This is a genomic window from Faecalibacterium sp. AF28-13AC, assembly GCF_003478405.1.
Taxonomy (GTDB): domain Bacteria; phylum Bacillota; class Clostridia; order Oscillospirales; family Ruminococcaceae; genus Faecalibacterium; species Faecalibacterium prausnitzii_E.
In genome coordinates, this window is sequence record NZ_QUFG01000016.1 from 1 (window position 1) to 12,487 (window position 12,487).

At 61.3% G+C, this 12,487-nt stretch carries 9 protein-coding genes; 8 read left to right on the plus strand and 1 reads right to left on the minus strand.

All coding sequences use genetic code 11. From position 1 onward, the window contains the following. The first annotated feature begins 697 nt into the window (after positions 1–697). Entirely contained in the window at positions 698–2,869 is a 2,172-nt protein-coding gene (gene nrdD / locus DWY95_RS15770; protein WP_097793008.1) for an anaerobic ribonucleoside-triphosphate reductase, read from the plus strand. A 108-nt stretch (positions 2,870–2,977) separates the two neighbouring features. Then, positions 2,978–3,529 (plus strand): anaerobic ribonucleoside-triphosphate reductase activating protein, encoded by a 552-nt coding sequence (nrdG, locus tag DWY95_RS15775; RefSeq protein ID WP_118554257.1) that lies wholly within the window; start codon positions 2,978–2,980, stop codon positions 3,527–3,529. Between the two features lie 53 nt (positions 3,530–3,582). Here the strand turns inward: nrdG and DWY95_RS15780 are convergent, their stop codons facing one another. Beyond that, positions 3,583–5,367 carry a sugar-binding domain-containing protein gene (locus tag DWY95_RS15780; protein ID WP_118554227.1) on the minus strand — a complete coding sequence of 595 codons (1,785 nt, stop codon included), beginning with the start codon at positions 5,365–5,367 and terminating at the stop codon, positions 3,583–3,585. A 144-nt stretch (positions 5,368–5,511) separates the two neighbouring features. Here DWY95_RS15780 and DWY95_RS15785 point away from each other — a divergent pair, with 144 nt between their 5' ends. The 6 genes from DWY95_RS15785 to DWY95_RS15810 all read left to right on the plus strand — a co-directional run bounded on the left by DWY95_RS15785 (position 5,512) and on the right by DWY95_RS15810 (position 12,339). Then, complete coding sequence (locus tag DWY95_RS15785; RefSeq protein WP_097793010.1) at positions 5,512–6,234, plus strand: DUF4830 domain-containing protein; 723 nt, start codon at positions 5,512–5,514, stop codon at positions 6,232–6,234. A 197-nt stretch (positions 6,235–6,431) separates the two neighbouring features. Beyond that, positions 6,432–6,695, plus strand: coding sequence for an HPr family phosphocarrier protein (locus DWY95_RS15790; protein ID WP_097793011.1), 264 nt, complete (start codon positions 6,432–6,434; stop codon positions 6,693–6,695). 80 nt (positions 6,696–6,775) lie between these two features. Next, positions 6,776–8,422, plus strand: a complete 1,647-nt coding sequence (ptsP, locus tag DWY95_RS15795) for a phosphoenolpyruvate--protein phosphotransferase (protein ID WP_118554228.1) — start codon at positions 6,776–6,778, stop codon at positions 8,420–8,422. Positions 8,423–8,646: 224 nt separating this feature from the next. After that, on the plus strand, positions 8,647–9,837 hold the full coding sequence (locus DWY95_RS15800) for a cation diffusion facilitator family transporter (protein ID WP_118554229.1): 1,191 nt from the start codon (positions 8,647–8,649) through the stop codon (positions 9,835–9,837). 21 nt (positions 9,838–9,858) lie between these two features. Further along, positions 9,859–11,046, plus strand: a complete 1,188-nt coding sequence (locus tag DWY95_RS15805) for a pyridoxal phosphate-dependent aminotransferase (protein ID WP_118554230.1) — start codon at positions 9,859–9,861, stop codon at positions 11,044–11,046. A gap of 84 nt (positions 11,047–11,130) precedes the next feature. Then, positions 11,131–12,339 carry an NADP-dependent isocitrate dehydrogenase gene (locus tag DWY95_RS15810; protein ID WP_118554231.1) on the plus strand — a complete coding sequence of 403 codons (1,209 nt, stop codon included), beginning with the start codon at positions 11,131–11,133 and terminating at the stop codon, positions 12,337–12,339. Positions 12,340–12,487: the final 148 nt, after the last annotated feature.

Sequence of the window (12,487 nt, forward strand, 5' to 3'; positions counted from 1 at the left end):
TTCAAGGTCCTGTGCGCCTCAGCCGACCGGCTGACGACTTGATTATTTTATCACAGAAGCGATTTTTTGTCAAGCACTTTTTTCGAAGCGTTTCGAACATTTTGAACTTGGACTGCTTCCGATTTCTCAGAACTGACTGGAATCTTTCAGCGTCTATTGGTTCTTTTCTCTCGCTTCTCAGCTGAGGCTTCAGAAGTCATTCTTTTGTCTCAGCGCTTGGCGCTCAAGTATAATACCATACACCCGCCCGTTTGGCAACCCCTTTTTTCAACTTTTTTGCCCTTTTTTCTCGGTTCGGCTTTTTTACCAGTTTTTCGCGTGGAACTCGCATCTCCTTTGACACGATGGATACAACAGTTTATTTTTCTGCTTTCTCTCCCTATATAATGTAATAATACAGAGTCTGCGTATAGATACAGGCGGATATTACGGCCCGGAATGCAGATACTTTTCTTGTGCGATTTGTCAAGCCCTCCGGTCTCAAATTTTGCTCCGAAAATCTTCCCGGATTTTTGGCGAAAGCGACGAAGCACAAAATGTAGTGGTTTTCCCATTGACATATCACTAAATAGTGATATCATAGAATCACATTCCGATGAACGCATTTCAGAAGATCTGCGGGCGGCTCCTGTTCCGGGAGACGCCCGTTTGAACTGCGGCAGAAAACCACAACGCGACAGAAAGATGGAGGAACGCCATGAAGATCATCAAGCGCAACGGGTCCGAGGTCCCGTTCGATATCACCAAGATCATCACCGCTGTTACCAAGGCCAGTGATTCCGTGGGCGGCAAGAGCCGCCTGACCCGCGAGCAGATCAACCAGATCGCCGACGACGTCACGGAGCAGTGCCAGGCGCTCAACCGCGCCGTCAGCGTGGAAGAGATCCAGGATATGGTCGAGAACAAGCTGATGGACATGAAGGCGCACGACATCGCCCGCCATTATATCACCTACCGCTATATCCAGAGCCTGAAGCGCCAGACCAACACCACCGATGAGCGCATCCTGAGCCTGATCGAGTGCCAGAACGAGGAAGTCAAGCAGGAGAACGCCAACAAGAACCCCACCGTCAACAGTGTGCAGCGCGACTACATGGCCGGTGAAATCTCCAAAGACCTGACCGCCCGCCTGCTGCTGGACCCGGAGATCGTCAAGGCGCATCAGGAGGGCCTGATTCACTTCCACGATTCCGACTACTTCGCACAGCACATGCACAACTGCGACCTGGTCAACCTGGAAGATATGCTCCAGAACGGCACTGTCATCTCCGGCACCTATATCGAGAAGCCCCACAGCTTCTCCACCGCCTGCAACATCGCGACCCAGATCATCGCGCAGGTCGCCTCCAACCAGTACGGCGGCCAGAGCATCAGCCTGACCCATCTGGCTCCCTTTGTGGACGTCTCCCGCCGAAAGATCGCCAACGAGGTCGAGGTCGAGATGGAGGGTCTGGATGTCTCCGCTGAGCGGAAGAAGGAGATCGTCGAGCGCCGCCTGCGCAATGAGATCAACCGCGGTGTCCAGACCATCCAGTATCAGGTCGTCACCCTGATGACCACCAACGGTCAGGCCCCCTTCATCACCGTCTTCATGTATCTGGGCGAAGCCCGCAACGCACAGGAGAAGGCCGATCTTGCCATCATCATCGAGGAGACCATCCGCCAGCGCTATCAGGGCGTCAAGAACGAGGCCGGCGTCTGGATCACCCCCGCCTTCCCCAAGCTCATCTATGTGCTGGAAGAGGACAACATCCGCCCCGGCACTCCCTATTACTATCTGACGGAGCTGGCCGCCAAGTGCACCGCCAAGCGGATGGTGCCCGACTATATCTCCGAGAAGAAGATGCTGGAGCTGAAGGTGGACAAAAACGGCGAAGGCCACTGCTACACCTGCATGGGCTGCCGCAGCTTCCTGACCCCTTATGTGGACCCGGAGACCGGAAAACCCAAATACTATGGCCGCTTCAATCAGGGCGTCGTCACCATCAACCTGGTGGACGTGGCCCTGTCCTCCGGCGGAAACTTTGACAAGTTCTGGAAGATCTTTGATGAGCGTCTCGACCTGTGCCACCGCGCCCTGCAGGCACGGCATAAGCGTCTGCTGGGCACCCCCAGCGACGCTGCCCCCATCCTGTGGCAGTACGGCGCACTGGCCCGCCTGAAGAAAGGCGAGAAGATCGACAAACTGCTCTTCGGCGGCTACTCGACCATCAGCCTGGGGTATGCCGGCCTGTATGAGTGCGTCAAGTATATGACCGGCCGCAGCCACACCGATGCCGGTGCAAAGCCCTTTGCCCTGAGTGTGATGCAGCACATGAACGACAAGTGCAATGAGTGGAAGAAGGCCGAGAACATGGACTACTCCCTCTACGGCACCCCGCTGGAATCCACCACCTACAAGTTCGCCAAGTGCCTGCAAAAGCGGTTCGGCATCGTGCCCGGCATTACGGACAAGAACTATATCACCAACAGCTACCACGTCCATGTCTCCGAGACGATCGACGCCTTCACCAAGCTGAAGTTCGAGAGCGAGTTCCAGAAGCTTTCGCCGGGCGGTGCCATCAGCTATGTGGAAGTGCCCAACATGCAGGACAATCTGGAAGCCGTCATGAGTGTGCTTCAGTTCATCTACGACAACATCATGTATGCGGAGTTGAACACCAAGTCCGATTACTGCCAGTGCTGCGGCTACGACGGCGAGATCCGGATCGTAGAGGACGACGGCAAGCTGGTCTGGGAGTGCCCCAAGTGCGGCAACCGCGACCAGAACAAACTGAACGTCGCCCGCCGCACCTGCGGCTACATCGGCACCCAGTTCTGGAACCAGGGCCGCACCCAGGAGATCAAGGACCGGGTCCTGCACCTGTAATCCTCTCAGGCGCTTTGCGCCAGCTCCCCCAATAGGGGGGCAACCGACAAAAAGCATCATCAAATGGAAAAGCAAAGCAGCGCGCTCTGCTTTCAGGTTTCATCCGTCATGAACTACGCTACCATCAAATATTACGATATCGCCAACGGCCCCGGTGTGCGCACCAGCGTCTTCGTTTCCGGGTGCCGCCATCACTGCCCCGGCTGCTTCAATGCGGTAGCCTGGGATTTCGGCTACGGCAAGCCCTTCGACAAGGCCGTCCGCAACGAGATCTTCGCCTCCTGCCAGCCGGACTACATCGCCGGGCTGAGCCTGCTGGGCGGCGAACCCATGGAGCCGGAGAACCAGCGGGAGCTTCTGCCCTTTGTGCGGAACTTCAAGGCCCTCTACCCCCATAAAACAGTCTGGTGCTACTCCGGCTACACCTGGGAGCAGCTGACCGGCACAGAGCCCTGCGCCGCCCGCTGTGAAGTCACCGATGAACTGCTGACCCTGCTGGACGTCCTCGTGGACGGCCGGTTCGTGGAGGCTCAGCATGACATCACCCTGCGCTTCCGCGGCAGCTCCAACCAGCGGCTGCTGGATGTGCCCCGGTCTCTTGCCGCCGGGCAGCCCATGTGGTGGGAGGACGAACAGGTCTTTGCGACCCACACGATGTGATCTTACAAAAAAGCAGACATGCCGCCGTTTCCGGTGCTGCATGTCTGCTTTTTCTATGCCTGTTTCAGGACCTTTTCAAACTCTGCTTCCAGTGCTTCGTTCACCGCGCGGACGGCGGCCGGGTCGGGCTTGATCGCCTGTCGGTCGTAGGTGAACAAGCCGTTCACCTCGTCCTCCACATCGCTGACCTGGGTGTACACCAGTGCCGACAGCCCGTTCCGGAGCTGCGGGAGCACCGTTTCCAATTGCAGTTTCCGGTAGCGCCCGGTCAGCTCGGCGCGGCTCTTTGCCGTGCCGTAGCCGTAGGTCCTGCGGGGCGGCTCGTGGCCGGGCATCGGCCAGGCGATGCCGCCGTATTCGCTGAGGGCAACGGTGCGGCGGCCGGGCCGGAGATGGAGCGGATAGAAATAGTTGTGGCGGGAGTCCACATCGCCGCCGCCCTGGTCATACCACCCGCTGGCCTCGTCCACCAGACGGTCGGGGTCGAGGGCGCGGAGCGTTTCGACCGCCTGCGCGGCATCGAACTGCCCCCATCCCTCGTTGAAGGGTACCCAGCAGCCGATGCAGGGATGCCCCCGCAGAACCTCCACCGTTGCTTCCAGCTCCCGGCCGTATTCTTCCCGGCTGGCCTCGCTGCGGCGGCTCAGCAGACCCCGGAGGGCCGCTGTGTCGGGCAGTTTCCGCAGCAGCGGCTGCAGCACGTTGGTCAGGTAGGTCACGAACCACAGCCGGTACGGCTCGCCGCCGTTCACCATGTCCTGCCAGACGATGAGGCCCAGCTTGTCGCAGTGGTAATACCACCGCTGCGGCTCGATCTTCGCGTGTTTGCGCAGCAGATTAAAGCCCAGTTCCTTGATGGTCTGCAATTCGTGCACCACTGCCGCGTCGGATGGCGGGGTATACAGGCCCTCCGGCCAGTAGCCCTGGTCGAGCAGACCGTTCAGCAGGAGGGGCCGGTCGTTCAGGCAGAAGCGCAGCACACCCCTTGCATCGGGCGCACAGCTCCACTTCCGCAGGGCGAAATAGCTGTGTACCGTGTCGAAGTTCTCTTCCTCCCCCTGGGTCGTACCGACGGTCAGGTCGTAGAGGAAGGGGCTGTCCGGGCTCCACGGGAAGAAATGCTCTTCCGGGATGTTCAGCGTCACCGCGCCGTCCCGGTCGGCCTCGTCGCTGCCCCAGTCCTCTGCGATGGTCACGCCGCCGGCCCGCACCACCGCCCAAAGGTTCACCGCCCCACCGGGCTTTGCCGTGCGGGCCCGGACGGTCACGGTCCGGGCGTCGTAGTCCGGGGTGACGGTCAGCGTCTCGATGTAGTTGTCCGGCACCCGCTCCAGCCAGACAGTCTGCCAGATGCCGCTCTGGGCCGGGTAGAACATCCCGCCGGGCCGGAGCGTCTGTTTGCCCCGCGCCTGCACCCCGGCCCCGGTGGGGTCCTGCACAGCCACCCACAGGCGGTTGTGGTCGGCGTTCAGGGCCTCGGTGATGTCGAACGTAAAGGGCCAGTAGCCACCCCGGTGGCCGCCCACCAGATGCCCGTTGACCTGCACGGCGCAGGCGTAGTCCACGGCACCGAAGTGGAGCAGCACCCGGCCCCCGGAACCGGCAGGCGGGGCAAAGCTGCGGTAGTAGTGGAGCCACTCGCCGGGCTGAAGGGTCCGCCCCACGCCGGAAGCCCGCGTCTCCGGGGAATAGGGCACAAGGATGTCGCCCTCCCACTGCCGGGGCAGCTGCGCCGACTTCGTGATGGCGAACTGCCACAGACCGTTCAGGGATTCGAAACTGTCCCGCCGCAGGGCAGGGCGCGGGTATTCCGGCAGAGGATGCTGCGTCTTGGTCATCGTGGTCACCGCTTTCTGGCGTTTTGGCCTGTTCTGCCCCCATTCTAGCACAGAAAAACAGACTTGTATAGCGGCTTGCCGTATATCCTGCCGCTGCAGCGCATACAATGCTTCCAGAACCAAACAAGGGTGGGAGGCATGGGCATGTTTGTGGTAACGCTGAACAAGGCAAGTCTGAAGAAGGTCGGCATCGGGGCCATGTGCTGTGCGCTGGTGGCGTTCAGTGCGCTGCTGGGGCGGTACATCAGCACCCGCACGGTGGCGGTCTCGGCCAGTGGAAACAAGATCGAGAGCGCACAGGACATCCAGACCTGGTTCACCGGCTACGGCCTGGATGTGGACGGCGCATCCATCACGGCGGATAAGGTCAAGATCCCCCGCAAGTGGGACGACAGCTTCTCCGCCTTCAATGGGGTGGTGCAGCAGAGCGGGCTGGACCTGACCCGCTACAAGGGGAAGACCGTCGAAAAATGGACGGCGCTCATCCCCGCCGCCAGCAAGGGCGACCTGAGCCAGTACGGTGTACTGCTGGTCTACCGGAAAAAGGCCATCGGGGCCTACCTGCTCGAAAAGCCCTCCGGCACCGTGACCGGCCTCAAGGACGCCCAGAGCGCCGCCCTGGCCGAAGAGCAGCAGGCCGAGCAGGTCTCCGGTGAGGATTACAGCGGCGACTGGGGCGAACGACACGACGAAGAGCTGGGAGCTTCCGACCAGGCCCAGCAGACTTCCGGCGAGGACTTCAGCGGCGACTGGGGCGAACGACACGACGAGGAGCTGGGGGCTTCCGGGCAGGCACAGCAGACTTCCGGCGAGGACTACACCTACACCGACCTTCCGCTGGATGCCGAGGGGTATCCCGTCGAATAACCTGCGTTGAAAATTTTCCACCAAAAATTCTGTGGAACTATACCAAAAAAGTTGCATGAAAATCAGCGAAATGGGATAATGAAAAAACCACGAATGAGGTTTATAATATAGGTAGTGTATCCCGCAGCAGGATTGGGCTGCCTCCGGCGCGGCCGATGGCCCCGGAGCATGATGAAGGGGATACCCAGTAAGGAGAAATGATCATGAAGGAATTTCAGTACACTGTAAAGGATGCCTGCGGCATCCACGCACGTCCCGCCGGCCTGCTGGTCAAGGTCGTCAAGGGCTTTTCCAGCACCGCCACCCTCGAAAAGAACGGCAAGACCTGCGACCTGCGCAAGCTGATGGCTCTGATGGGCATGGGCGTCAAGCAGGGCGAGACCGTCACCGTCAAGGTCGAGGGCGAGGACGAGGAGGCTGCAGCCGCAGCCATCCAGCAGTTCCTGACCGAGAACGTCTGAGGACAAGCGAGCCAAAGCCCTTGCGGGACCTTCCTGCGGGGGCTTTTTCGCACATCTGAAATGAGAAGGAGATATGAACGATGCAGGTAGGCACCGGTAAAAGCATCCTGAACGGGATCGCCATTGGCAAACTGAAGCTTTACAAAAAAAAGGACGCCGTCATCTCGGCCGCCGACGTCACCGACACCGCCGCTGAGGAAGCCCGCTTCGAAGACGCCCGCGCCAAGGCCATCGACCAGCAGACCGCCCTTTACGAAAAGGCGCTGGACGAGGCCGGTGAGGACATCGCCGAGGTGTTCAACATCCATGCCATGATGCTGGACGACGACGACTTCGTGGACGCCATCAAGGAGATCATCAACGGCCAGCACAAGTGTGCCGAGTACGCCGTCAAGACCGCTGGAGACAACCAGGCCGCCGTCTTCGCCGCCATGGACGACCCGTATCTGCAGGCCCGCAGCGCCGACGTCATCGACATCGCGCAGGCCATGCTGGATATCTTGCAGGGCGTGGACAACGCCACGCTGCAGGGCACAGAGCCCAGCATCCTCGTGGCCGAGGATCTGGCCCCCTCCGAGACGGTCCGGATGGACAAGAGCCTGCTGCTGGGCTTCATCACCCGCGAGGGCAGCTCCAACAGCCACACCGCCATTCTGGCCCGCAGCATGAACATCCCCGCCCTGATCCAGTGCAAGGAGATCCAGGACGACTGGGACGGCAAGATGGCCGTGGTGGACGGCTACAACGCCTGCGTGTATGTAGACCCCACCCCCGATCTGCTGGAGAGCCTGACCAAGCGTCAGCAGGAAGACCAGAAGAAGCTCGCCCTCCTCTCCGAGCTCAAGGGCAAGCCCAACACCACGCTGGACGGCAAGACCATCAACGTCTTCGCCAACATCGGCGGCATCAGCGATGTGGGTGCCGTGCAGCAGAACGACGCCGGCGGCGTGGGCCTGTTCCGCACCGAATTCGTCTACCTGAACTGCAAGGACTTCCCCACCGAGGACTACCAGTTCGAAGCCTACAAGCAGGTGATGGAGAGCCTGGCCCCCAAGAAGGTCGTCGTCCGCACCTGTGACATCGGTGCCGACAAGACCGTCGATTACATGAAGCTCGACCATGAGGACAACCCCGCCCTGGGCTACCGCGCCATCCGCATCTGCCTGACCCGCCGGGACTTCTTCAAGACCCAGCTGCGGGCTCTGCTCCGTGCTTCGGCCTACGGCAACATGAGCATCATGTTCCCCATGATCTCCAGCCTGCGGGAGCTGCAGGACGCCAAGGCTGTCCTCGAAGAGTGCAAGCAGGAGCTGACCGCTGAGGGCAAAAAGTTCAGCAGCAGCATCGAGGTCGGCACCATGATCGAGACCCCCGCCGCCGTCCTCATCGCCGACGACCTGGCCGCCGAGTGCGACTTCTTCTCCATCGGCACCAACGACCTGACCCAGTACACCTGCGCACTGGACCGCCAGAACGCCAAGCTGGAGCCGTTCTTCGATCCGCACCACCCGGCTGTGCTCAAGGCCATCCAGATGACCATCGAGGCAGGCCACCGCCACGGCATCTGGGTCGGCATCTGCGGCGAGCTGGGCGCGGACACCGCCCTCACCGAGACCTTCCTCCGGATGGGTGTGGACGAGCTTTCCATGAACGCCAAGAGCATCCTGCCTGTGCGCAAGATCATCCGCAGCGTCAACCTGAGCAAGCCCTCCGCCAAGAACATCTGAGTCCCGCGTTTTCCTGCATCCACAGCCCCCTCTGCGGCCTCTTTCCGCCGCCCTGGGGGCTGTTTTCTATCCCATCGTTTCCGGGCAGACACGACCGAATTTCATGTTTTGCCGCCGCAACAAGCCGCGCTTTCATCCCGAAACGCTTCCCAACGCGAAAGCAACATGCTATACTAGGTGCAAATCATTCTGCCGCCAAATTTATCGTATCAGGAGAGATTGGCATGACCCAATTATTGATCCGTTTGTTTATCCGGGACTCGGACGACACCCGCGACCCCGCCGTCCGCACCGCCTACGGCAACCTGGCCAGCCTGGTCGGCATGGCCTGCAATCTGCTGCTCTGCATCGGCAAACTGGTTGCCGGCACCCTGTTCGGCTCCATCGCCATCATGGCAGATGCCCTGAACAACCTGTCGGACGCTTCGTCCAACATCGTCAGCCTCATCGGCTTCCGGCTGGCCGCCAAGGCCCCGGACGCCGAGCACCCCTACGGCCACGCCCGGTACGAATACCTTGCCGGGCTGGTGGTCAGCGTCACCATCCTGGCCATCGGCCTTTCGCTGGGCAAGGAATCGGTGGTGAAAGTCCTCCACCCCACACCCGTCATCTTCAGCTGGCTCAGCATCGGTGTGCTGGCCGCTTCCATCGCCGTCAAGCTCTGGATGAGCCGCTTCAACCGTACCGTAGGGCAGCGCATCGCCTCCGAGACGCTGCTCGCCACCGCTGCCGACAGCCGCAACGACGTGCTGACCACGAGCGCCGTCCTGCTCTCCACCATCCTGTGCAGTGCCACGGGCTGGAACATCCTCGACGGCCTCATGGGCGTGGCGGTGGCCGCGTTCATCCTCTGGTCCGGCTGGGGCCTCGTGATGGACACCCTCAGCCCGCTGCTGGGCGAAACGCCCTCGCCGGAGCTGGTGGCGCACATCGAGCGGACCGTCATGTCCTACCCCGGTGTGCTGGGCGTACACGACCTTATGGTCCATGATTACGGCCCCGGCCACCAGTTCGCTTCGCTCCACGTCGAGTTCCCGGCCGAAAGCGACCCGCTGGCGGCCCATGACGTCATCGACAACATCGAGCGGGATTTCCTGAAAAAAGACAACCTGCAGGTCACCATCCACTACGACCCCATCGTGACCTCGGACGCCAAGGTCGGTGTGCTGCGCACCCGCCTGACGGAGCACCTCCGCCAGCTGGACCCGCAGCTCTCCATCCACGACCTGCGCATCGTCCCCGGCGACACCCACACCAACGTCCTGTTCGATCTGGCCTTCCCCGCCGGGTACACCGGCGATACGGACGCCGTCATGGCCGAGATGTGCCGCTTCGTCACCGGGCAGGACCCGAACTACAGCTGCATCATCAAGCTGGAGCAGAGCTATGCCGCTGTGCCCCAAAGCCCGAAATAACATCATCAGGGGGAAGTATTTATGTTGAACGAGACCTACCGCGGGATGCTGGCGCACAAGAGCGTCATCCGCGAGACCTTCATGTACGGCAAGCAGCGCGCCGCTGAGATCGGCTATGAGAACGTCTTCGATTACTCGCTGGGCAACCCCAGTGTGCCCTGCCCGCCGCAGTTCACCCAGGCGATGCAGAACCTGCTGGAGACCGAAGGGCCGGTAGACCTCCACGGCTACTGCCCCAGCCAGGGCGACCCCGGTTTCCGCACCGCCGTGGCAAACCACCTGGCCAAGACCTTCGGCCTGCCCTATGCGCAGAAGGACATCTTCCCCACGACCGGTGCCGCCGGTGCCATCGCCCATGCCATCCGCGCCGTGACCCGGCCCGGCGACGAGGTGCTGACCTTCGCCCCCTACTTCCCGGAATACGGCCCCTACGTTGCGGGCACCGGGGCCTGCCTCAAGGTCGTGCCGCCGCAGGCCCCGGCCTTTCAGCCGAACCTCGACGCTTTTGAGGAGATGCTGACTGAGCAGGTCGCCTGCGTCCTCATCAACACCCCCAACAATCCCACCGGCGTGGTCTACTCCGCCGAAACGCTGACCCGCATGGCCGAGCTGCTGACCGAAAAGAGCCGGGCCTACGGCCACACCATCTACCTCGTCAGCGACGAGCCCTACCGCGACATCGCCTTCGACGGCAGACCGGTGCCCTACCCCGCCGCCTTCTATCCCCACACCCTCACCTGCTTCTCGTTCTCCAAGAGCCTGAGCCTGCCGGGCGAGCGTCTGGGGTATGTGGCGGTCCGCCCCGGCTGCGAGGGCGAAGACCTTCTCGTGGACATGATGGCCCAGATCTCCCGCTTCACCGGCCACAACTGCCCGCCCAGCATCATCCAGCGGGCCGTCAGCCGCTGCCTGAACGTCACCAGCGACCTGTCCGTCTACGAGACCAACATGAACCTGCTGTACGACAAGCTCAAGGCCCTCGGTTTCGAGGTCGAGCGCCCCGGCGGCACGTTCTACATCTTCCCGAAGGCGTTGGAAGAGGACGCCAACGCCTTCTGCCTGCGGGCCCGCGCCTACGACCTGCTGCTCGTCCCCAGCAACAGCTTCGGCGTCAAAGGCTATGTGCGCCTGGCCTACTGCATCGACACCGAAAAGGTCGAACGCAGCCTGCCCGCACTGGAAAAGCTGGCGGCATCCTACCGCAAATGAACCGACTTCCCCGGCGTACATCTGGCAATGCCGCCGGGGTCGAAGATATCCGTCTGTTATGATCGAGAGGAAAGGGAAAGAACTATGGAAAAGATCAAGATGACGACCCCGCTGGTGGAGATGGACGGCGACGAGATGACCCGTGTGCTCTGGCAGTTCATCAAGGACGAGCTCATCCTGCCGTTCGTAGACCTCAAGACCGAGTATTATGACCTCGGCCTGCCCAACCGTGACGCCACCCGCGACCAGGTGACCCTCGACGCCGCCGAGGCCAACAAGAAATACGGCGTGGCCGTCAAGTGCGCCACCATCACCCCCAACGCCCAGCGGGTGGAGGAGTACAAGCTCCATGAGATGTGGAAGAGCCCCAACGGCACCATCCGCGCTGCGCTGGACGGCACGGTCTTCCGTGCGCCCATTATGATCGACAGCATCAAGCCCGCCGTCAAGTACTGGAAGAAGCCCATCACCATCGCCCGCCATGCCTACGGCGACGTCTACAAGGCCACCGAGTTCCGCATCCCCGGCCCCGGCAAAGCGGAGCTGCGCTTCACCGGCGCGGACGGCACCCAGCAGTCCGCCACCGTCTACGACTTCGAGTGCGGCGGCGTCCTGCAGGGCCAGTACAACAAGGACAGCTCCATCCGCAGCTTCGCCCGCAGCTGCTTCAACTACGCGCTGGACCAGAAGCAGGACCTCTGGTTCGGCGCCAAGGATACCATCTCCAAGAAATACGACCACACCTTCAAGGACATCTTCCAGGAGGTCTACGACACCGAATACAAGGCCCGGTTCGAGGCCGCCGGTCTGGAATATTTCTACAGCCTCATCGACGACATCGTGGCCCGCGTCATCCGCAGCGAGGGCGGCTTCGTCTGGGCCTGCAAGAACTACGACGGCGACGTCATGAGCGACATGGTCTCCACCGCCTTCGGCTCTCTGGCCATGATGACCAGCGTTCTCGTCAGCCCGGACGGCAAGTTCGAGTTCGAAGCCGCCCACGGCACCGTCACCCGCCACTACTACAAGTACCTCAAGGGCGAGGCCACTTCCACCAACCCCATGGCCACCATCTTCGCCTGGAGCGGTGCTCTGAAAAAGCGCGGCGAGCTCGACAGCCTGCCCGACCTCGTCCGCTTCGGCGAGGCCCTGGAAGCCGCCAGCCTCCAGACCCTCAACGACGGCATCATGACCAAAGACCTGTGCAGCCTTGCCGAAGGCATCACCCCCACCCCCGTGGACAGCCTCGGCTTCATCCGCGCCATCCGCGAGCGGCTGGAGAAGAAGTTCTGAGCCGCAGGAAGACTTGCATAAACAGAGCTTACATGCTACAATTAGAGTTGGCCATGTAAGCTCTGTTTTTTTGTGAATGGAGCCTGGTCTGCGAAAAAGAGACCTGCAAAAACAACTGATATCCGTTCAATCGAGCTGTTTATCATCG

What these genes read in the sequence shown, in the direction of transcription:
- DWY95_RS15800 (WP_118554229.1), top strand. Translation starts at nt 8,647, where the DNA reads ATGACCCAATTATTGATCCGTTTGTTTATCCGGGACTCGGACGACACC.
- DWY95_RS15790 (WP_097793011.1), top strand. Translation starts at nt 6,432, where the DNA reads ATGATCATGAAGGAATTTCAGTACACTGTAAAGGATGCCTGCGGCATC.
- DWY95_RS15805 (WP_118554230.1), top strand. Translation starts at nt 9,859, where the DNA reads ATGTTGAACGAGACCTACCGCGGGATGCTGGCGCACAAGAGCGTCATC.
- ptsP (WP_118554228.1), top strand. Translation starts at nt 6,776, where the DNA reads ATGCAGGTAGGCACCGGTAAAAGCATCCTGAACGGGATCGCCATTGGC.
- DWY95_RS15785 (WP_097793010.1), top strand. Translation starts at nt 5,512, where the DNA reads ATGTTTGTGGTAACGCTGAACAAGGCAAGTCTGAAGAAGGTCGGCATC.
- DWY95_RS15780 (WP_118554227.1), bottom strand. Translation starts at nt 5,367, where the DNA reads ATGACCAAGACGCAGCATCCTCTGCCGGAATACCCGCGCCCTGCCCTG.
- nrdG (WP_118554257.1), top strand. Translation starts at nt 2,978, where the DNA reads ATGAACTACGCTACCATCAAATATTACGATATCGCCAACGGCCCCGGT.
- DWY95_RS15810 (WP_118554231.1), top strand. Translation starts at nt 11,131, where the DNA reads ATGGAAAAGATCAAGATGACGACCCCGCTGGTGGAGATGGACGGCGAC.
- nrdD (WP_097793008.1), top strand. Translation starts at nt 698, where the DNA reads ATGAAGATCATCAAGCGCAACGGGTCCGAGGTCCCGTTCGATATCACC.